This window comes from Pedobacter sp. SG908 (assembly GCF_011759615.1).
Taxonomy (GTDB): Bacteria; Bacteroidota; Bacteroidia; order Sphingobacteriales; family Sphingobacteriaceae; genus Pedobacter; species Pedobacter riviphilus.
Window position 1 is genome coordinate 3,658,113 of record NZ_JAAOYY010000001.1, and the last position, 22,660, is coordinate 3,680,772.

General features: G+C 39.2%; 15 protein-coding genes. 11 read left to right on the forward strand and 4 right to left on the reverse strand.

Annotated elements, in window-relative coordinates:
- Window positions 1-3: 3 nt before the first annotated feature.
- Genes FHT21_RS14870 through FHT21_RS14880 form a run of 3 tightly spaced genes read right to left on the reverse strand, consistent with a single transcriptional unit; the run spans window position 4 to window position 4,839 of the window.
- Window positions 4-3,105 carry a SusC/RagA family TonB-linked outer membrane protein gene (locus tag FHT21_RS14870; protein ID WP_167295410.1) on the reverse strand — a complete coding sequence of 1,034 codons (3,102 nt, stop codon included), beginning with the start codon at window positions 3,103-3,105 and terminating at the stop codon, window positions 4-6.
- Between the two features lie 32 nt (window positions 3,106-3,137).
- Window positions 3,138-4,151 carry a FecR domain-containing protein gene (locus FHT21_RS14875; protein WP_167295411.1) on the reverse strand — a complete coding sequence of 338 codons (1,014 nt, stop codon included), beginning with the start codon at window positions 4,149-4,151 and terminating at the stop codon, window positions 3,138-3,140.
- A 46-nt stretch (window positions 4,152-4,197) separates the two neighbouring features.
- A complete protein-coding gene (locus FHT21_RS14880; protein ID WP_167295412.1) occupies window positions 4,198-4,839 on the reverse strand; it encodes an RNA polymerase sigma-70 factor in 642 nt (213 codons plus the stop codon).
- A gap of 150 nt (window positions 4,840-4,989) precedes the next feature.
- Here FHT21_RS14880 and FHT21_RS14885 point away from each other — a divergent pair, with 150 nt between their 5' ends.
- From FHT21_RS14885 to FHT21_RS14920, 8 genes are all read left to right on the forward strand, one after another.
- Window positions 4,990-5,880, forward strand: a complete 891-nt coding sequence (locus FHT21_RS14885) for an ROK family protein (protein ID WP_167295413.1) — start codon at window positions 4,990-4,992, stop codon at window positions 5,878-5,880.
- A gap of 259 nt (window positions 5,881-6,139) precedes the next feature.
- On the forward strand, window positions 6,140-9,253 hold the full coding sequence (locus FHT21_RS14890; protein WP_167295414.1) for a SusC/RagA family TonB-linked outer membrane protein: 3,114 nt from the start codon (window positions 6,140-6,142) through the stop codon (window positions 9,251-9,253).
- A gap of 18 nt (window positions 9,254-9,271) precedes the next feature.
- On the forward strand, window positions 9,272-10,909 hold the full coding sequence (locus tag FHT21_RS14895; protein ID WP_167295415.1) for a SusD/RagB family nutrient-binding outer membrane lipoprotein: 1,638 nt from the start codon (window positions 9,272-9,274) through the stop codon (window positions 10,907-10,909).
- Between the two features lie 84 nt (window positions 10,910-10,993).
- Window positions 10,994-12,619 (forward strand): LamG-like jellyroll fold domain-containing protein, encoded by a 1,626-nt coding sequence (locus FHT21_RS14900; RefSeq protein WP_167295416.1) that lies wholly within the window; start codon window positions 10,994-10,996, stop codon window positions 12,617-12,619.
- A 398-nt stretch (window positions 12,620-13,017) separates the two neighbouring features.
- Window positions 13,018-14,727 carry an SPOR domain-containing protein gene (locus tag FHT21_RS14905; RefSeq protein WP_167295417.1) on the forward strand — a complete coding sequence of 570 codons (1,710 nt, stop codon included), beginning with the start codon at window positions 13,018-13,020 and terminating at the stop codon, window positions 14,725-14,727.
- Entirely contained in the window at window positions 14,727-15,431 is a 705-nt protein-coding gene (locus FHT21_RS14910) for a MotA/TolQ/ExbB proton channel family protein (protein WP_167295418.1), read from the forward strand. Before FHT21_RS14905 ends, FHT21_RS14910 begins: the two co-directional genes overlap by 1 nt.
- The gene (locus FHT21_RS14915) at window positions 15,431-15,832 is read left to right on the forward strand and encodes a biopolymer transporter ExbD (RefSeq protein WP_025144642.1); all 402 of its coding nucleotides are present in this window, start codon (window positions 15,431-15,433) and stop codon (window positions 15,830-15,832) included. Before FHT21_RS14910 ends, FHT21_RS14915 begins: the two co-directional genes overlap by 1 nt.
- Entirely contained in the window at window positions 15,832-16,668 is an 837-nt protein-coding gene (locus tag FHT21_RS14920; RefSeq protein WP_167295419.1) for an energy transducer TonB, read from the forward strand. The genes FHT21_RS14915 and FHT21_RS14920 overlap by 1 nt, the downstream gene beginning before the upstream one ends.
- A 63-nt stretch (window positions 16,669-16,731) precedes the next feature.
- Here FHT21_RS14920 and FHT21_RS14925 read toward each other — a convergent pair whose 3' ends face one another.
- Window positions 16,732-18,795, reverse strand: coding sequence for a DNRLRE domain-containing protein (locus FHT21_RS14925; protein ID WP_167295420.1), 2,064 nt, complete (start codon window positions 18,793-18,795; stop codon window positions 16,732-16,734).
- Between the two features lie 238 nt (window positions 18,796-19,033).
- Here FHT21_RS14925 and FHT21_RS14930 point away from each other — a divergent pair, with 238 nt between their 5' ends.
- From FHT21_RS14930 to FHT21_RS14940, 3 genes are all read left to right on the forward strand, one after another.
- Entirely contained in the window at window positions 19,034-20,323 is a 1,290-nt protein-coding gene (locus FHT21_RS14930; RefSeq protein ID WP_167295421.1) for a folylpolyglutamate synthase/dihydrofolate synthase family protein, read from the forward strand.
- 67 nt (window positions 20,324-20,390) lie between these two features.
- Window positions 20,391-22,049, forward strand: a complete 1,659-nt coding sequence (pafA, locus tag FHT21_RS14935) for an alkaline phosphatase PafA (RefSeq protein WP_167295422.1) — start codon at window positions 20,391-20,393, stop codon at window positions 22,047-22,049.
- 224 nt (window positions 22,050-22,273) lie between these two features.
- Window positions 22,274-22,642 (forward strand): VOC family protein, encoded by a 369-nt coding sequence (locus FHT21_RS14940; RefSeq protein ID WP_208398925.1) that lies wholly within the window; start codon window positions 22,274-22,276, stop codon window positions 22,640-22,642.
- Window positions 22,643-22,660 lie beyond the last annotated feature (18 nt).

A 22,660-nucleotide genomic window follows, 5' to 3' on the forward strand; every position in this document is an offset into this window, starting at 1 on the left:
CCTTTATTTGAATTTAAAGTTAAAATTGACTCCAAAGCTACGTGTAGCAGGTAATGAAGCACCTTCTATCCCCGCATAACCCAATGTAGGTGAAAACTGCGATTCGGGATCTATGTTTTGAGTGTACTTAAGCAAGGTAAATAAATTCCGGGCTACCAAATCAATTCCTATACTGCTAAACGGTGTTCTTTTTAAAAAACCTTCGCTAAAAGAATAACCCAATGTAGCTTGTCTCAGTTTGATAAAACTGCCATTAAGTACTGATAATGTAGAAATATTGGTGGCTAGCTCAGGGTAATAGGCATAAGCCGGAACATTTATCGTGTTCTTCTGCCCATTTTCTAGTACCCCATCGGCAACGATACCCGTCTCTCTACCCGCCAGAGTTGCCTTATTTAAGCCAAGTACGTAGCTATAATATTCTGTTGCCGAAAGAATTTTATTACCAAAGCGATAATCGATCAAAAAGGAAAAATTAAACTGTTTATAGCTAAAACTGTTGCTTATTCCTCCATATAATGTAGGCATGGTGCCGCCCATTGGGATAAAATTACCCCGTTTAGGTATGCCGTCCGATCCGATAATGATATTTCCACTGGCATCGCGCAGATAATCATAAGCCATAACCTGAGTAATCGGTTTACCAACTACCAACGCGGTATTGGCGTTTAAAGGCCTATAAGTACCTGTAAGTGTATAATTGCTATTTCCATCAATAGAGAGTAAGGTATTCTTTACCTTGGTCATGTTAAAGTTAATCTGCCATTTGCTCGTTGTTGTAAGCAGGGGCGTGTAGCCTAATGCAAGTTCTATCCCTGCATTGCGGGTTTCGCCAAGATTAACGTAAGCCGAGGTGAAACCTGTGGTAACGGATTGTTTTGCGTTAATGATTTCATTGTGGGTAATGCGATTGAAATAGGTAAAATCGATATCCAATCGGCTATTGAAAAACTTAAGATCGAGACCCGCTTCTATTTCGTTTAAGGTAAAGGGCTTTAAATTGTAATTGGGTAAATCGCCAGAAAAGCTGCCAACGGGAATACCATTTACCTGGTTATCTACTGTGTAATAAATTTGCGTCGTATAGGGTACAATGGGTTCGCCGCTGGTTTTGGCAAAATCAAGACGCAGTTTACCAAAATTCAGTCCTTTCAACTTCAACAGATCTGAAAAAATAAAACTGCCCGAAATCCCTGGTACAAAAATACCACGGTTATTGGCAGGTAGAGTTGAATAAATATCGTATCGCCCCGTAACTGAGAAATTAAGAAACCGCTGATAGCTTAGATCGGCCGTGTAATAAGCAGATTCTGTTACGATCCTTGATACGGCCAATGTTTTGGTACTGGTAATCAGGTTTTCGGGGGTATATAAATAAGGTACCTTAAATTGCGAGCCTTTTAGCTTTTCACTATTGCCTTTTCTTTCACGGTAATTAGCCCCCATTGAAAGTTCGAGATTAAACTTATCGCCCAGATTCCGGCTGGCACTGAACAGGATATCGCTGTTAAGTTCAGAAGTACGGTTCTGATCGTAGGCATTTATCCCGCCCTGTCTGTTGATAGAAAAGGCAATTCCAGTGGGCAAAATACTCACTACTTCATCTTTACTTGAATCGTAGCCAATTCTTCCCTGTAATGATGCCCAGCTGGCCAACTTATATTTTAATACGGCTGAAGTGATATAACGGTTTCTATTAGCGTAATCAGCCTGTTTGTTCATTAAAAAATAAGGATTGGTTTTATATTCATCCGCATTCCACCGCGTTTCAAAACCTGTTCCGGCATCAAAACCAGGTGCCAGGATAGCTTGGTCTAAGCTGGTAGCCAGGGCAGAAATTCCATAATTAGGATTTAACGGACCATCGCTAAGGTAACTTTTGTTTTTGTTCCTTTCATAAATGTAATTACCAGTAAAGCTCAGCGATATTTTAGGATTTAAAGCCACTATGCCATAAAAATTCAGCGTTTTACGGTTGAGGGCTCCATTGCTTAAAACAGAATTATAATCTAAATTGGAAACCGAAACACGATAGTTATTCTTTGTATTTCCTCCAACCAGCGAAAGTGTATTGATAAATGCCGGAGCTATACGGTAAAAAGTCTGAATGTTATTTTTAACGGGAGCATAAGGACGCATAGAGCCATCTACCTGAGGGCTTAATTTGCCATCCATAAGTTCTCCCCAGCTCAACAAACCCGTGGTAATTGCATTGTACAGATCAGCTGGACGTTTATTTTGTGTACCCTGACCGTACAGATATTGAAAATCGGTCGAATTAACAGGAACATCGAAGGCCAGGTTTGCATTGTATTCAAACTTAGCCCTGGTGTTTTCTCGCCCACCTTTGAGGTTAATAAGGATTACACCATTTGCCGCCCTGGCTCCGTACAAAGCTGAAGCCGCTGATCCTTTTAATATGGTGATGGTTTCAATATCATCTGGATTGATATTGCTGATCCCATCGCCGTAATCGGCGCCACCATACTCGTTGGCACTTCCCCTGATACTATTATCAATGGGTACACCATTTACGATAAATAATGGGGAAGCAGCAGTCATACTCGAAACACCTCTGATAAGTACGCGTGCGGCAGAACCCGGGCCACCGTTTACACCGGTAATATTTAGTCCGGCAACCCTGCCTTGCAGTGCCATAATCAGATTACTTTCTCTTGCTTTGGTGATAGATGAGCCTTTAATGGTGGTAAGGGCATAACCTACTTTATCATTATCTTTTTCGATCCCCAAAGCCGTAATTACCACTTCTTTTAAAAAACGGACACTATCTGTATCTATTTTTCCTTCGGCATTTTTTCTGATCACGATGAGATGATTGGGCAGTACAGAATAAGTATAACCACTGTTGAGCAGGAGTTGATCGATCACCTTTAGGGCTTCCTCTTCTTCTACCTTAATGGATACCAGATGTTTAGGGATTTTAGATTCACCGTAGGCAAAATGGTAAACAGTTTGTTGTTGTATCGCTTCTACAACCTGCTCAAAATTTGCCCCGTTAAAATTTAAAGTAACTTTAGTTTGCGCATTGGCAAATAGCGGAAAAATCAATCCAATTAACAATATGATCCGCTGCGCACAATTCATGGCTACAAATATACATTGCTTAACTGTTTGTGCTAGCGGTAGATATATACATTTTTACCCTTTATTGAATAATTGAAGTTTTCGATCAGTTTTAGCACATTTAAAGCTTCGGCAATGGTTTCTTTATCTACATGTCCGGTAAATCTTACTGCTTTAAGTTCAGGTTCTTTAAAAGTTATTTTAACATCGTACCATCGCTCAAAAAGCTTGGCAATTTCATCAAAACGGTTATTTTTATAAATGAGTTCGTGGTTTGTCCATGCGGTTTCCATAACCCTGTCGGTCCCTGTTCCACTAAAATGGGTGAGTTGGCTTAAATTGGATTTGCCATCAACCAGGGTAAACTTATCGTTTGGCTTTAAGGTAAAAGTTTGTTTGGTATTATTTTTAAGTGAGATGGCAACGCTTCCTCTAATTAAGGTGGTTTCGATAAAAGCATCGTTTTGATAGGCCTTAACGTCAAACGCTGTGCCCAGAACCTTTACGGCCAATTGCTCAGTGTGTACAATAAAGGGATGTTGTGCATCTTTTTTCACTTCAAAAAAGGCCTCACCCGATAGGTAAACGTTTCTGGTATCACCACTAAAATGTTCAGGGTATCTCAAGCTACTCTCCGAATTCATTTTCACGGTAGAGCCATCGGCCAGTATAATGGTTTTAATTTCGGTTGCCTTGGTTTGCGCTTGCTTCAAAGCCAGCTGATCTGTTTTATTGAAGAAAATAGCTTCTCTGTTATACACCAAAACGCCAGCCAAAACAATAGCTGCAACAGCAGCAATTTTTAGCCAAACACTGTAACCTTTATTTTTGGCAACTTTTAAACGGGGTTCATCGGGTACCTGGATCTGTGCCCTGATCCGATCAAAAACAAGGTCGATATTTTCTTCTTCAGCTGTTTCAGATTCAAAATAAGTCTGCAGCTGTTTATATTCTGCTCTAAGTGCTTCGTTATCGGCTAAAATCGATTCCAGTTCAACAGATTCATCCGGTGAAATTTCACCGGCCAATTGTTTTCCAAGCAATTCTGTAAATCTTTGATCTGTCATTTTTTTTTAACCCTTTATGATATGTTCCTTTTTCTGTTAAAATTGCCTACAAGAAATAAAAAAAAGATAAAGTACCCACTAAGATAATCAGGGAGATCAGTTTTCCAAGTTTTTTTTCATCTGGTCCTTTGTCTTGTAAGGGCTGTAATATTAAGCGGAGTTTTGCAATAGCCCTGAACAATTGGGTCTGCACCGTTCGCGGCGAAATATTCAGCAGTTCTGCCACTTCCTTATATTTCATTCCACTTTCTTTGATCAACCTAAAAACAGTAGCCGCCTGAGGCGCCAAACCAGCAATGGCAAAATCAAGTTGCCGGTGCAGTTCTTTGGTTTCCAAAATATACTCTGGTGTTTGTGCTGTTACCGAAACATCCTCTTCAGCATCAACTAAATCGATAAACGTAATGGAAGAATTTTTTTTAAGGTATTTGAGTGATTGATTTTTTACAGCGATAAAAAAATAACTTTCGGGATTTAATACATGGGTACTTGTTGCGCGGTTTTCCCAACATTTAACAAATACCTCGGTAACCAGATCTTCTGCAGCCTGTTTATCAACTACATAATAAATAGAAAATTTGATTAACCTACTGTACAGAAAGCGGTAAAGTTGCTCAAAAGATTTTATATCGTCCTCGAGGCAAATCTTATTCCATAAAACGACTAGATCTGGCTTAGCTGCTTTCAACTTGGTTAGTTTGGTGAATCAAATGTAAGGTAATAAAAAATATTTCATAAAAAAATCTTGCCGCTGTAGGCAATTTAACAAAAAAAGAACTCTTCATTCGGTACTACAATCAGGTACAAGCCATTTATAGATCTATTGAAGCAGAAAACAATGAATAAAAACAAATATGTGTTGGGCATTGATATCGGGGGTTCGCACATTACAGCTGCCGTACTCGATATGCAACAGCGGAACATTCTTAAAAATTCCTATACGCGCGAACGTGTCGATTCTCATGGCTCAACAGAACAGATTATCCGCACCTGGCGCAGTGCAATTAAAGCGGCTTATCAAAAGGTTGATATCAAAATTGGCCGTATAGGTATTGCCATGCCAGGGCCTTTCGATTATGATAAGGGTATCTCTTATATCGCTGGAAATGACAAATATGCAGCTTTTTACGGTCTAAACGTAAAAGACATGCTGGCCAGCGAACTGCAGATTAACCGGGATCAGATTTTAATGAGCAACGATGCGGCCTGCTTTTTGGCCGGAGAGGTATTTGCAGGCGAAGCCCATGCCTACCAAAATCTAATTGGTATTACCTTGGGCACAGGACTCGGAAGTGCCGTTTGTAAAGAAGGAAAAATTACCGATGCCAACCTGTGGTGTTCTTCTTTTTTGAATGGTATAGCAGAGGATTACCTTTCTACCCGTTGGTTTTTGAAACGTTATTATGAGCTCACAGGTTTAAATATCCTAAATGTCCGCGAACTGACCTTGCTTTATGAGGAGAACCAGACGGTTCGTAAAATATTTACAGAATTTGGGCATAACCTTGGTCTTTTTCTTAAAGATTTTCAACAGGATTATACAGCGGAGGCAATTATAATTGGAGGTAACATTGCTAATGCGTCTGGTCGTTTTATGCCCAATGTGATTAAATATCTCGAATCGCAAGGGATCGACACGCCTATTCATATATCCAAACTGAATGAAGATGCAGCACTAGTTGGTGCTGCAGGTTGCTGGGCCACACAAACAAAAGAGACAGTTGAATAAACCTGACTTAGATTAAATATTATAGCATAATAGTCCTTTTCAGGCAATTGATATTATCCGTATCAAGGGCTTTGTAACAGGAAAGATGCTGAAATAAATTCAGCGAGATGGAACAGAAAAAATTATTTAAAAATAATTCAATTCCCTTGTAGGCAATTTGTGTAAGCAAAATACTCTTAACTATAAAACCTGATGGATGGAAATCCCGAAGGCGACAAACAATTAACCAAATACTTATTCAAAATTATTCATAATGAATATGAAAAAATCTTTACAGCTAACGTGCTTATTGCTTTATGCATCCACAGGCTTGTATGCAGCTGCACCAAACGATCATTTTAATCACGCTGTTTCTTTCCATGCTATTTACCAGGATGTGATTAAAGGAACAGTAAAAGACGAAACAGGTGCAACACTGCCGGGTGTAACCATTACTATAAAAGGAGCGCAGGGCGGAACCCAAACCAACACTTCAGGACAATACAGTATTACTGCGAAAACAGGCGATGTTTTGGTGTTCTCGTTTATCGGCTACCAGCGCAAGGAGGTTACCGTGGGTACGCAAAGCACCATTGATATCGCTTTAACTCCTGACTCTAAAAATCTCGAAACCGTTGTAGTAACGGCATTAGGGATAAAAAGATCAGAAAAATCCTTAACCTATAATACGCAACAGGTATCGGGCGATGAATTGTCAAAAGTAAAAAGCCCTAACTTAATGAACTCCCTTAACGGTAAAGTTGCCGGTTTAACCATTAGTCCAAGCGCATCGGGTGTTGGTGGTTCGGCAAAGGTAATTTTAAGAGGAAGCCGTTCGGTAAGTGGCAATAATCAACCTTTATATGTAATTGATGGGGTACCGATTAGCAATAATGGTAATGCCAATGGTCAGCAGAACAGTGTATTTGGTGGCGGTCAGGATGGTGGCGATGGTATTTCTAACCTTAATCCTGATGATATTGCAAGCATCACGGTTTTAGAAGGAGCGTCAGCAGCTGCCCTTTACGGTAGCCAGGCACAAAATGGTGTAATTTTAATTACCACTAAACAGGGTAAAGCAGGCAAAGCCGAAATTGGCTTTTCATCGGGTGTAACCATTGATAATATTGCTTACGAGCCAAAATTCCAGAACAGCTACGGACCTGCATCTACCACAACGAGAGATAGCTGGGGCAGTGGAATCAGCAATACGACAGATAATTTAAAAGATTTTTTCAAAACAGGGATTAATACCTCCAATGCGATAAATCTTTCGGGCGGATCTGAAATAGCACAAACCTATTTTTCCTATTCAAACACTTACGCCAGCGGTATTCAACCAGGCAATAAGTTAAACCGGAACAACTTAAACCTTCGCGAAACAGCTAAGTTTTTCGACAATAAATTAACTGTAGATGGAAGTGTAAACTATATCAATCAACGCATCAACAACAGCCCTTCTTTAGGTTTATATTTAAATCCATTATTAGGCTTGTATCTTTTCCCTAGAGGTGTTGATATTACTCCATATAAAGATCAGTATTTATTAGCTGGCAATACAGGTGGCGCACGCCAAAACTGGTTGGGTGGCCCGGCCGACATTAACCAAAACCCATGGTGGTTGATCAATTTAAACCCAAATATATCTGTCCGTAACCGTTTCTTATTGAGCGGAAGCATTAAATATGATGTTGCGCCATGGTTAAATGTGCAGGTTAGGGGAAATATGGACCGTACTACAGATGATTATGAAAACCGGAGATACTCTGGTATTGCGACCAATTTCAACTCTACCGGAACAGGCTATTTTGCGCAGAGCAATCAAACTTATGTTCAGAAATATGTAGATGCAATTGCCAACATTACCGTTCCAATGACCGGTTCTGATTTTAAAGTGAATGGATTAATCGGTGGAAGCATCAATGACCAGAAAACTTCAGGTTTATCTTTAGCAGGGAACCTTTCGGCGGTCGATTTCTTTTCACCAGCTAACACCATCGTTGCCCTTCCAGGTACCTTTAGCGGAAATACATTAAGCAATGTAGTTCCTATTGTTCCTAACCACAGCCAGTTACAGGCCGTATTTGGTAACGCCAATATTTCATATAAAGACTGGGCTTTCTTAACCGTAACAGGCAGAAACGATTGGTCTTCTAACTTATCATATACACCAAATGATTCTTATTTCTATCCTTCAGTTGGTTTATCATTTATTGTTTCGCAGATGTTCAAACTTCCTGAGGCCATTACCTATGCCAAACTGAGAGGAACTTATGCAGAAGTTGGAAATACCGTGCCGCCTTATCTTACTTTTATCCAAAACACCTTAAAATCAGACGGTGCATTAAATTTTAATACCAACGCAGCTTTCAGAGAGTTAAAACCCGAAAGAACAAAATCGTTCGAGGTAGGTACCGATTTACGTTTCCTATCAAACAGAATCAATTTCAGCTTTACATATTATAAAACCAACACCAAAAACCAATATATTCCTGTAGTTGCACCTCCTTCTTCATTGGTATCAACAGGATACCTGAATGCAGGTAATGTAGAGAATAAAGGTTTCCAGTTTATTTTAGGTGCTGATGTTGTAAAAGGCGACGGGCTGAACTGGAACACTTCGATAAACGGTTCATTAAACAGAAATAAAATTATCGATATCGCTTCGGCCGATAAAATTAACAGTGTAGATTTAACAGGGGCTGGCAATACTTCTTATATTTCGAGGTTAAAAGTGGGCGGTTCTTATGGCGATATTTATAGCTATACTTTACAAAGAGATGCACAAAACCGTATCATATTAGGTGGTGATGGAACAACAGCTTCGCCATATACACCTTTAAAAAGTAAAGAATTTAACTACGTAGGCAATCCTAATCCGAAATTCCAATTGGGCTGGAACAACAGCTTCAATTACAAAGATTTTAGCTTAAGCTTCTTGGTCGACGGTAAATTTGGCGGGCAGGTATTATCGCTAACCGAAGCTTTAATGGACGAAGCAGGAGTATCTGAAGCAACCGGTAATGCAAGGGCCCAAGGTGGTGTCAAAATTGATGGTGTAGATACAAAAGGTAATGCAGTATCAACAACGGTTAACCCACAAGCCTATTATTCTTTTGTCGGGGGCAGATCGGGTGTATCAGGCGAATATATCTATAGTGCTACAGTAGTACGTTTAAGAGAAGCAGCTTTAGGTTATACCCTTCCTTTAACTGGTAAAACGTTTAAAAGTGTTAAATTTTCAGTTACTGGCAGAAACCTGTTTTATTTCTATAAAAAGGCTCCTTTTGATCCGGAAATCACCATGTCTACCGGTAATGGTTTATCTGGCGTAGATGTTTTTAACCAACCTGCAACACGCAGTTTAGGCTTCAATCTAAATTTATCATTTTAATTCTATTCAAAAAACAACATGAAAACTATATATCATAAATCCACGAATAACAGGATTAAAGGATTGTCTGCTGTTTTGCTGGCATCTTTGATGGCCTTAAATTTTGGATGTACCAAAAACTTTGAAGATTTTAACACCAACCCAACTGCACTTTCACCTGAGCAGACTACTGCGCTTTTAAAATCGGCAATTGGCCCAATTGAGCAGGAAATTTTTCACAACTATCAAATTGCGCAAAATCTAAGTGCCGATGCTTTTAGTGGCTACATGATGGCACCTACGCCTTTTGGTGGGGGAATCAACAATATGAACTACTCATTAAATGATGGTTGGAACAGTGCTGGTTTTAACGACCAGTACAACTATGTAATGGCACCAATTTCTAAAATCGGCCAGAGCGAAGTAAAAACCAAATCGCCCGAAGCCTGGGGAATCGCTCTTTTGGTTCAGGTAATGGCCATGAGTAGGGTAACCGATAAATTTGGCCCTATTCCATATACTACAGCTGGTTCTTCTTTGGTATCTACGCCTTATGAGGATCAGAAAACGGTTTACAATGCTTTTTTTAAACAGATCGATACAGCAGCCAATAACTTACAAACTTATATTTCAGCAAACCCCGGTAAAACGGCCTTTTATGATAAAGGCGATTTAATCTATGCAGGCGATCCGGTTAAATGGTTAAAATTGGCCAACTCTTTGCGTTTGCGTTTAGCTACGCGTATTGTAAAGGCCGATGCTGCAACAGCAAAACTTCAGGCTGAAAAAGCCTTAAGCGCACCAGGCGGTTTATTAACAACAGCAGCAGATAATGCGGCCGTAGCGCAGTCTGGCACAAGAGATAACGATTTATGGGTGGTTACCGTTGCTTACGATGGTGATAATGCTTTAGGTGCAGCTTTGCAAACGTATTTGGTAGGCTATAACGATCCACGTTTACCGATTTATGCCAGACCTGCTACTGATCCTTTATTTACGGGTCAATATGTAGGAATCAGATCGGGTGCAAATACCTCATTTAACGGTTTGGGCAAAGCAGGTTATAAAACCTATTCTACCTTAAACTCTACTGATAATGTAAAATCACCAATCGGACAAAAAGCACCACAAATCTTAATGACTGCTGCTGAAGTTTGGTTTTTAAAAGCAGAGGCTGCATTACGTGGCTGGACAGGTGCAGGAGATGCACAAACCAACTATGAAACCGGAATTACCACCTCATTACAGCAATGGAATATAGCCGCAGGAAGTTATTTATCAGATGCAACCAGTACACCTACTGCTTATGTTGATCCGAAAAATGCAGCAAACAATGCTGCAGCTGTAAGTACAATAACCGTAAAATGGGACCCTACTTCTACCAATGAACAAAAATTAGAGCGCATTATTACACAAAAATGGTTGGCAATTTTTCCTGACGGACAGGAAGCCTGGAGTGAATACAGACGTACAGGTTACCCTAAATTATTTGCAGTAGCCAATAATAACAGTGGCGGAAGTATCAATACCCAAACCCAGATCAGAAGATTACCTTTCCCATCAACTGAATATGGAAACGGTAATAGTACCGAGGTTGTTAAAGCGGTTGGCCTTTTAGGCGGGCCAGACAATGGTGGTACTAGACTATGGTGGGACGTGAATAAAGCGAACTTCTAACACACAAATATCACAAGGTAGGATACCAAAAGTTGTCCTACCTTTTTTATATCAAACCAATTTCTAACCAAAATTTTTAAACCTATGAGAAAACTAACCGTTTTCGGCGTACTGCTGTTAACAGCTTTCGCCCTGTTGTATGCTTGTAAAAAAGCTAATTCTGAAAAGGAAGACAATCTATTAAACACCAAAGGCGCTGCCAAAGCCGCTACCAATGCCTCTACCCTTGCTTTAACCGGCCCATTCATGACCGCCTATGTAGAGGTAAATAGCAACAATTTTGTAAATCCGGGCTGTTATACCTACGGAACTTCAGCAAGTCAGTTATTTGGTGTTTCTGTTATTTTCGCTGCCAATATCAATTCTGTAAATGGCACCCCTACCCTTTACTTCAATCCACAGGTACAAGAAACCTTAAATTCGGGCAAGGTGGCTTACCTTAAATCATTAGGCATAAAAGTAGTGCTCGATGTACTTGGAAATCACCAAGATGCGGGATGGGGCTGTTTTACCACTTATGCCCAGGCTGATGCCTTTGCCATTCAATGTGCCAATGCTGTACAGCAATATGGTTTAGATGGAATTGATATTGATGATGAGTATTCTACCTGTACCACAAACGATGGCTCATTGGTACTTGCAGCAGCAGCACTTAGGGCTAGAATGGGTGCTGATAAACTGATTACCATGGCCGCATTTAATCAGGCCAATTATTTTACCTCTACTTATAACAACCAAAAACTGGGCGATATTTTAGATTATGTATTTGAGCAAACGTACTTCTCTACCAATTATGCAGGGCGTTTACAACCTTATATTAATGCTGGTGTACCCAAAAGTAAATTGGGTTTAGGTACCGATTTAGGCAATAGCGATCAGGCAGCAGTAGCTACTTATGTAAAAGACAATGGTTTGGCCAGTGCGATGGTTTACAACGTAGCAAATAATTCGCAAACTAAGTTATCGGCCATGTCTAACGTACTTTATGGATCGGCAACTGCTGTAAAACCAAATTGTATAGATGGCACTGGAGGTACACCACCAGCAGCTGGAAACCGCTCATTGGTTTTCGACGGCACTAATGAGTACTTAAATTCGAATACTTTCAATCTTGCTGGCACCAGCTTAACTTACGAAGCATGGGTTAAACCAACGGCTTTTAAAGGTACTGCTCCAAATATCTCGACCATTATGGGGGTCGAAGTGAGTGATGCCAACGTGGCATTACTGCGTTTAGATGATGCTTCCCTAGCCAACAACAAAGTACAGTTTGTACTGAATACAGGTGGTGCAACACCTAAAAAACTAAACTCCACTACAGCACTAAGCACCAATACCTGGTATCATATTGCAGCAACGTATGATGGCTCGACCATGAAAATCTACATCAACGGCACTTTAGATGCCAGCATGAACGCAACAGGTACTATTGTTGCTAACGGCACATTCCAGATTTCGAGAAGCTGGGATGCCAACAGAGGCTTTAACGGCCAGTTCGATGAAATGCGGGTTTGGAAATCGGCACTGGCACAATCTACAATTTCTGCCAATAAATGTAGTGTTAGTGCAACAAGTACCAATTTAGAGGCTTACTGGAAATTTGATGAAGGAACAGGAACTACCGTCGCCGATGCAACTGGACATGGACACTCCGCTAGCTTACTTAACATGGAGAGTACTGATTGGTCTACCACAGTTCCTTGCTTATAGGTTTTCTTTATAGCTGTTATTCTTGCGATAGGTGTTTCGGTCCATCATTTAGAAAATACAATGGACGGTGAAGATACCGTCCATTGTAAATTTTACGCTGTCCTTTCTACATACGCTTTTCCATAGTAAAGCGTTTCTATAGCTTTAAGCTTTAGCTTCAAATTTGATATTATAATCGATTTAGCCATTTGCTTACTAGCATACCATTTCTATCTTTGTAACCGTTATCTTTGCACGGATACAGATATAGGTTTAAAAAACTGTGTTTTTTCATGATTAAAACAATAAAACTGTACTCGTTTTTGTCCCCCTTTTGGAATAGGATGTATAATAGCACCTGTAGACACTATTTGAAGGTAGAATATAATTTTTAATTTTAAACGCTTAATTTTACCCGAATGGATATCTTATCATACCTACTAGAACTCTTGCAGCAACGCAAAGAAGTTGGGATTACCGGCTTGGGCACTTTTTATAAAAAGAAATACCCGGGAAGATACGATAAGGAAAAACAAACGTTTTTGCCTCCCGGATATACGCTGCAGTTTTCGGCCGAAGTAAGCGAAGAAGAAGCTTTAGCCAACTTTATTTCTACAAAAGCAAACATCAATAATGAAGATGCCCGTAATCACATTGCCAAGTTTGTTGAAGAAGTAAATCAAAAATTAGAATTAGACCATGAGGCTGAGCTGCAAAATACTGGCCGTTTATTTTTTACTGAACAAGGTTTAGGTTTCGAACCGGTTAAAAACATGAACTATGGTTCTGAATTTTACGGACTTCCATCATTAGCAGAAACCGTAATTAAGGAAACAAAAACGGATTCACCTCAACAAGAGGAAGAAGTTTACGACGAAATTGCCGAGGCACCAAGTGTACCCTCACCTTTTGAGAATAAGTCATACCACGCTCCGCTAATCGAAAATGTAGAACTGGATGAAGTTAAAGATGATCTTAAGAACACCTTAAAACATTCAGAAAATCCTACAGAAGAGATTGTTGAAGCACCAGAATTTATTAAGGAACAGCACGAGAAACATCCTGACCGCTTTGGTCATACACCAGAATCGGGAGTAGAAAATATCGCTGCCGAACAACATGCAATTGAGACGTCTGAATCTGACGAAACACAAGAAGTAGAAGTTCCTGAATCAATTGTGGCACAGCACGAAGAGCATCCAGGCCATTTTGGTCATACGCCAGAATCGGATGTAGAAAATATCACTGCTGCACATCAGACAATTGAGACACCTGAATCTGGCGACGTAAAAGACGAAGTAATTGCTACAGAAAATACCTCGGCAGCTGAAGAAACCAATACTATAGCGTTACCAGAAACGGTTATCCCGCAAAGCGAACATCCAGGTCGTTTCTCGCTTAGGTCAGAACCAGAAGAACCTAAAACATATATCAATTTAGAAGACGAAGCTAAAAAAGAAGAACCTATAATTGAGGCTCCGGCCTTTATAAAGGAGCAACATGCAGAGCATCCCAACCGTTTTGGCCACGACCCAATTGAACATGGAGACGAAACGCGACAAGGCATGTCTACCTGGTTGATGATTACAATTGCAGTGTTAGCGCTGGTTGTTATTGCAGCGATAACCTATTTGGTTAAACCAGAATTATTTACAGGTGAAACTACTGAAGCGGTAAAGCCTGCACAAGTAATTATCGATTCGCCAAAGGTTATTGTTGATACCCTAAAAGCAAAACAGGATTCGATAGCCAAAACAGATAGCATTTTAAAAGCCAATCAGGTTCAGAAAAAAGCAGATACGGTTAAAAAAGTAGAGGCAAAACCTGTGGTCAAACCTACCGTAGAAGCACCAAAAGAAAATAAAATTGTACCAAACACCGGTCCTTCTACGTTTTACGTTATTGCAGCATCTTTTCAATCAGAGAAAAAAGCACTTGTGTTTATTAAGCAAATGGAAAAAATCGGGTTAAATGCCGAAATCGCAAAAATACCTGGCCGTTTAAAAAAAGTAAGTATAGCGAGTTTCACAACTGAAAAAGAAGCTAAAGAACAGAAAGATATTTTACAGAAAAAACTAAAAGGAAAAGGATATTTCGTACAACAAAAATCTAACAACACACAACCATAATGATAACTTTATTAATTCAGGACACCACAAAAGCATTACAAGACACAGCAAATGCGGTTAACCAAGCCGTAACACAACCACAGCCAGAACTACATTTTATCGATCTGCTTTTTAAAGGCGGCTGGGTAATGGTTCCTTTGGCTTTTTTAGCTTTGTTAGCCTTAGTTATTTTCTTTGAACGTTATTTAACCATTAAAAAAGCAACTAAAGACGAATCGAACCTAATGGGTCAGATCAGATCTTATATCCAATCAGGAAATTTAGAGGGTGCCATGTCGCTTTTAAGAAATAATAACTCTCCCCTTTCGCGCATGTTGCAAAAAGGTTTAAAACGTATTGGTCGCCCAATTAAAGATATTGAAGGTGCAATTGAAAACGTTGGTAAATTAGAGGTTTCTAAATTAGAGAAGAACATCAGTATATTGGGTATTGTTGCTGGTATTGCTCCAATGCTTGGTTTCGTAGGTACAATTGTGGGGGTAATTACCATTTTCCACCAGGTATCAATAAAGGGTGCGATTGAAATCGGAACCATCTCTGGCGGTTTATATACCAAAATGATTACTTCTGCAACCGGATTAATTATTGGTATTATCGCTTACGTACTGTATCACATTTTAAACATTATGGTCGAAAAAATCATTCTTAAAATGGAAACCGATGCAATTGATTTTATTGATTTACTAGAAGAACCAGGCAAATAATGAATTTACGCAAAAGAACAAAAGGATCGGTAGAAGTACATACTTCAGCGTTGAACGATATTATGTTCTTCCTGATGCTGTTTTTCCTATTGGCCTCTGCCGTGGTAAATCCTACGGTAGTTAAATTATTATTGCCGCAATCATCAAGTGGCCAGCAATCTACCGCCAAGAAAGCGGTTACCGTTACGATAGACGAAAACCTTAAATATTTCGTTGAAAAAAAACCAGTTAGTATAGAAGAATTAGAACCAACTTTGGCATCTTATCAAAAACTGGCACCAGATATGACTATTCTTTTATATGTATCGCGTAATGTGACGTATCAGGATGGATTTGTGGTAAACGACATTGCCAATAAATTAAAATTAAAACTTGTTGTAGCCGTTGAGCCTAAAAAATAATGAACTACAAATCACAAATACCTAACGAGGAAAATAATTACCCTAAGGCCATTGCCATAGCAAGCGGAATTATGGGCTTTTTATTGTTGATCAGCTTTTTTATCGTGATTGGTTCTTTCCAGCCACCTGAAGAAGTGGGTATGGGTGGTATGGTGGTTAATTATGGAACTTCTGCAGAAGGTATGGGTGATGATTATACCAGTATAGAAGAGCCATCAGCAGATCCAAACGCGAACGGTAAACCACCAGAAAAAGTAACGCCTGAAGAGAAAGTTACCCCAACCACCTCTACCGAAAGTAGCGATAAGGAAGTCCAGACACAAAATACCGAAGACGCCATTGCGGTAAATACCAAACCTACAAAACCGACTAAAGCTGCGCCAACTCCGGTAACTGAAGATAAACCTGCCAAACCAGTAATTAATCAAAATGCGCTTTACAAAGGTAAAAAGAATACTGGTCAGGGTCAGGGAGATGGTACCGGAGAAACACCAGGTAATCAGGGCGATAAAGATGGCGATCCATTAGCTTCTAACTATGGAGAAGGTGGTTCTGGAAATGGAAACGTTCAGCTTTCACTGGCCAGCAGAAAATTCATCGATATTCCAAGGATTCAGGATGATGGACAAAGTGCAGGAAAAATTGCCGTTCAAATCCGTGTTGATAAAAACGGTAAGGTGGTTCAGGCCCGTGCAGGCGCAAAAGGTACCACCCTATCTGATTTAGCACTCTGGAGAAAATGTGAACAGGCCGTATTAGGTTCAAGTTTAAACAAATTAGAATCAGCGCCCGATGTACAAACGGGTATCGTGATGTTCAACTTTAAAGTGAAGTAGAACCATAACCGATCTATGTAAAAAAGAGCCCAATAAAATATTGGGCTCTTTTTTATATGTCAACTATAAAATTATATTGAGCTGAGGTTTATTGCTCGTTTGTTCCTTGCTTGTAAAATAAATATCGCTTTTACTACTTGCCGGAGCATCATTGGTGAGTACAAAGGTTATAATTTTATTCCCTGCACTTAGATTTTGGTTGACTACGCTGGTTACATCAATTGAATAACGATCCGCTCCATAGGCTACAAAACTATTGACCAATGGATTACTTAATGGAGCATTATTCCAGGTTAATCCGGTTTCTGTCCAGTTATTTGTTGCTGCAGTATATACACTGATTGTTCTGGAAGGATCTGTATTTACTGATGAAGCGTTTAAAACCAATCTCGCATTAGAAACTGCGGTACCAGGCAGCGCAGAAAAATCAAATTTTAAATAGGCTTTTCTGGCATAAGAGCTTGCATCAGATTTTACAATAAACGTACTTTCAGTACCGTAATTATTGTCGGCGTAGGTGCCGTTTCTCACATAGGTATCGGCATTAGCAACAAATCCTGTAAACGAGTATGAGCTTTGTGCAAAGCCAACGTCTGGATTGGTTAAGGGAAGATTAGTTTGAAAATAATCAATTCCGCCATTATTAGTCATATTAACCGCCCCGGCAATTAGAGGAGAAGTTTTTTGCAGTTTAAAATCTGCAGGTGTGCCGGTGGCAGATGCATTATTAAATTTCGGATCGGTATAAGTATTGCCAGAAACAGTTCCAGCCGGCCCATTTACAGCAGTAATAGACTGGGGATAAAAACAATTATTCTTAAAAACAGCAGATGCCATTATGGGTTTGTCCGAAAATCTGGTAATGGTTCCGGTAGCATAAATTATATTGTTGCTAAATGTGCTGTTAAATGCAAAAGTACTTGCCGTATTGGTGTATTGAAATATTCTGGTAAAGTTGTCATTCGTATAAAAGGTATTATTGTATATTTTGTTGGTAGTATAATTTGAGGTATAATTAATAAGTTTCGAACCGCTGGGCGAAGAATTGGCGTTCTTCACATCATTTACGCTAATGTTATATCTAACAATAATATTTTGAGCGCTGGGCATGAATAACATAAAACCACGGTCATTATCATGTGAGTAATTATATTCAAAAATATCTCCGTCGGTATTAATATCTGCATCAAAAGCCTGTCCATCATACGGTCCGCCACCTTTAATACCCGAAACCTCATTGTATGAAATGATAGTTCCTAAACTGCCATAAGTCCAGCAAGCAGCGTAATTGGCCGCATCACTTTTACAGGTATTTCTTAAAATATTATGCGTAATTTTTGAATTCTTCACCCCATTAAGTACAATACCATCACCATAAATATTTTCAATTAAATTACCTTCAAACACTACATTATCTGCTTTTACTGAGCTTGATGTTCTGATCCCTTCAATATCACAATCCTTAACATGGCAGTTTAAAACCAGCACATTATTAATCAGGCCTGTAAATATAATTCCGCCCGAACCCTTATTATAATTGGGCGTACCAAAACCTGTTGAGTTTACATTATGCACGTAACAATTATTGATTGTAATATTGCTTGCTGCCGTAGTGCCAGAATTATTTACTTTAATGCCTGTTACTGCGTATTGTTGTCCTAAGTTTACCGTATTGGTAATTTCAAGGTTATTAACTTCCCAGAAGGATTGATTGTTAAGCAAAAGTGTTATTGAACCATTAGTGAGTCCACCGCCATTTATAACTGGCTTATTACCTGTTCCATACTCGTCAATAATAATGGGGCTTCCTGCACTTCCTGAGCCCAATGGAGCAAGATTTCCGGTCCAAACACCATCTGTTTTAAACAAAATCTGATCACCGGGCATAAAAGTAACCGTATTTACTTTACTAATGGTTTTCCATGGTGTATCGGCACTCGTACCGTTATTATTATCGTCTCCTAAAGGATCAACATAATAAATGGTTCCTACCGTGTTAATAAAATTGCTGGTATTACTGCTTAGTTTTTGATTTGACAAGCCTTCAGCAGCCTGTAAAGTCGCTTTTTTACACCCGCCAAGCATCAGCATGGCTAATGCAGAACAGGTAATTAGTAAGTTTTTCATTTTTAATTGAATTTGGTTAAATATTTTTCAATCAAATATTATCTATTTTGAAAGAAAAGAAGGGGGAAGAATCTTAAAGATTAGGGGTAATTTTAGTTCGTTTCTCATTTATTATGATAAAACCAAACATTAACTAAAATTTAATTTAAGGGAAATGTGAAATTGACTTAGTGACTGATTAAAATATTGAGCATTTCGTTCCATAATCACTCCAGTCAACTTATATTTGACGCATATTATGAACTACCAACAAACGCTTGATTTTTTATACAGTAAACTCCCCATGTTTACCCGGGTTGGCGCGTCTGCTTTCAAAAAAGATTTAACCAATACCATCATTCTTTGCGAAGCTTTGGATAATCCGCAGGATAAATTTAAGAGTATCCATGTGGCGGGTACAAACGGAAAGGGCTCTACCTCACACATGCTGGCTTCGGTACTGCAATCGCAAGGATATAAAACAGGATTGTACACCTCTCCCCATTTGAAAGATTTCCGCGAACGCATCCGCATCAACGGAAAAATGATGAGTAAAACTGAAGTCGTATCGTTTGTAAAAGATCAACAAAAATTGATCGAAAAAACCGAGCCTTCATTTTTCGAAGTTACTGTGGCCATGGCATTCGATCATTTTGCCAAACACGAGGTTGATGTGGCTGTAATTGAGGTGGGTTTAGGCGGAAGATTAGATTCGACTAATATCATTACACCGCAAATTTCGGTCATCACCAATATTAGCCTCGACCATATGAATATGCTAGGCAACACACTGGCAGAAATTGCAGGGGAAAAAGCAGGCATCATTAAAAAGAATATTCCGGTTGTAATTGGCGAAACACAAGCAGAATCGGCTCCAGTTTTTGTCAATAAGGCAAAAGAAGTGGATGCTCCAATTGTTTTTGCTGATGTGGAGTTAAGGGCTCAGGATTCTAAAATCAGGAATAATAAACTTTCCATATCTGTTTATCAGAATAGCGAAATCAAATACAAGGGTCTTCAAAGCGATCTTACCGGTATTTATCAGCATAAAAATATTTTAACCGTATTAGAAACCTTAGCCGTACTGAACGAGAAAACGGAAATTAAAACCGATCAGGAAGCGATTTATAAAGGAATAAGCCAAGTTAAAAAACAAACCGGTTTACAGGGGCGTTGGCAAACCTTGAGTAAAAATCCTTTGGTGATCTGCGATACCGGTCATAATGAAGCTGGCATTACGGAGGTAATTAAAAATATCTCACAAACTCCTTATCAAAACCTACATATTGTTTTTGGTATGGTTAAGGACAAAGATATTTCGAAAGTTTTATCCCTGATGCCTAAAAATGCCACTTACTATTTCTGCAAGCCAGATTTAGAACGTGGTTTAGCAGCAGATGAACTTAAAGAACAGGCGGCAACATTTAACCTAAATGGAAACAATTATGCATCCGTAGCCGAAGCAAAAGAAAAGGCTATTCAATCTGCCGATCCAAAAGACCTGGTTTTTATTGGAGGAAGTACATTTGTAGTGGCCGAAGCGATATAAAATCTTTACATAAACTTCAAAGTAGCTTTACCTAAATTTGCTACTTTAGCCTTTTAACTAAAACACAATGAAGAAAATATCCTGTCTAATCTTTTCCATTTCTATTTTTTCGATCGCACTCTCCTCAGCCCAAACTAAAAAACCTTCCACAACACAAGCTAAAGCATTTCCTGCCGAGGTGGCCCGCCCTAAATTGGTGGTTGGCTTAGTGGTTGATCAGATGCGTTGGGATTATTTATACCGCTACTATAACCGTTATACCAATGGTGGCTTTAAAAGATTAATCAACGAGGGTTTTTCTGTAGAAAACACATTTATTCCTTATACACCAACTTACACTGCTTGCGGACACACCTGCATTTATACAGGTTCAGTTCCGGCCGTTCATGGTATTATTGGTAACGATTGGTACGACCCTGAAACCAAAAAAAATGTATACTGTACCGAAGATTCATCAGTATCTACTGTTGGTAGTACACCATCTTCTGAAGGAAATATGTCGCCAAAAAATATGCTAACCACTACCATTACCGATGAATTGAGGTTAGCTACGAATTTTAGAGGTAAAGTAATTGGTATTTCATTAAAAGACAGGGGCTCGATCCTTCCGGCAGGCCACGCGGCAAATGCTGCATATTGGTATCAAGGTAGCACCGGAAACTGGATTACCAGTACCTATTACATGAAAGAAGTACCAACGTGGATTGCCGATTATAATAAGCTGAAACTAGCGAATAAATTCTATGCAAAAAACTGGGAAACTTTGTATCCGATGAATACCTATGTAAACAGTACTGCAGATGAGAAAGCTTACGAAGGCAAAGCGAGCACTTTTCCACACCAACTAACCCAAAACATCGATAAAAACTTCGATGCCATCAGAAGTACACCTTATGGCAATACCATCACGTTGGATCTTGCCAAATTAGCGATCCTTTCTGAAGATTTAGGACAGGACAACATTACCGATTTCTTGGCCGTAAGTTGCTCATCTACTGATTATGTTGGTCATGCTTATGGTCCGAACTCAGTAGAAGCAGAAGATACTTATTTGCGTTTAGATAAAGATTTCGAAGAGTTTTTCAACTACCTGGATAAAAAAGTAGGTAAAGGAAACTATACCGTATTTTTAACTGCCGATCATGGTGCTGCTCATGTGCCAGGCTTTATGCAGGAGAATAAACTGCCATCTGGAGTAGTGAGCGACAGAGATATCGCAAACAAATTAAATGCTTACTTAAATGATAAATTTAAAGTAAACAATGTGGTTTTAAAATCTCAGAACAACCAAATCATTTTCGATCACGATAAAACCGACAAAGGTGATGTAAGTTTCGATGTAATTAAATCAGCATCAGTAGAATTCTTAAAAAGATTAGATGGCTTCCAGAATGCAGTTGATATTGCTAAAATATCGCAAAGCACACTTCAGGAAATCCAGAAAAAAATGATTATTAACGGCTACAACGCCCGTAGAAGTGGCGATATCTATTATGTTTTACAACCAAACTGGTTTAATGGTGGCAGCACAGGCACCACGCACGGAAACTGGAATCCATACGATTCTCATATCCCATTGGTTTTTATGGGCTGGGGAATCAAACCGGGAGCGTCTAATAAAACACACTACATGACCGATATTGCACCAACACTGGCAGCCTTACTCCATATTCAAATGCCAAATGGTAATGTTGGGGAACCGATTACAGAAATCACCAGCAAATAAATTAAAAAAACTATGCTCACCGGCATAGTTTTTTTTGTTTATACCCCTCCTAGTCTCTAAGATGACCTCAAGTGGCTAGAAAGTGAAAAAAAAACGCAGTTAACTAATTATTCTGAACTACGTTAGTCATCTGAGTACATCTGAGATTCTATACAGTGATTTTGAACTGTGGCTTATATGATCTTATATGGTAAAAATTAAACTATATTTTTTATTTTAACATCATGTCAACATACACCGCTACCAAACTTACTCCAATGCTCGAATCGCACGATATGCAAGCAACACTAACCTTTTATACAGAAATATTAAACTTCACTTGCGATGCAAAATTCGATGACCTTAGCTGGTTAAGCCTTAGCAAAGATGCTATAGAAATCATGTTCTCTATTCCCAATGCCCATCGCAATATTCCCAAACCGATGATGAGCGGCTCACTTTATATTAAAACAAACGAAGTGACTGCCCTATGGGAAAGTTTAAAAGATCAATGTGAAATCTGTTACCCGCTCGAAGATTTCGAATATGGCATGAGAGAGTTTGCCATTTACGACAATAATGGTTATTTACTACAGTTTGGGCAAGATTTATAGTTGAACTAAAAGCCATAA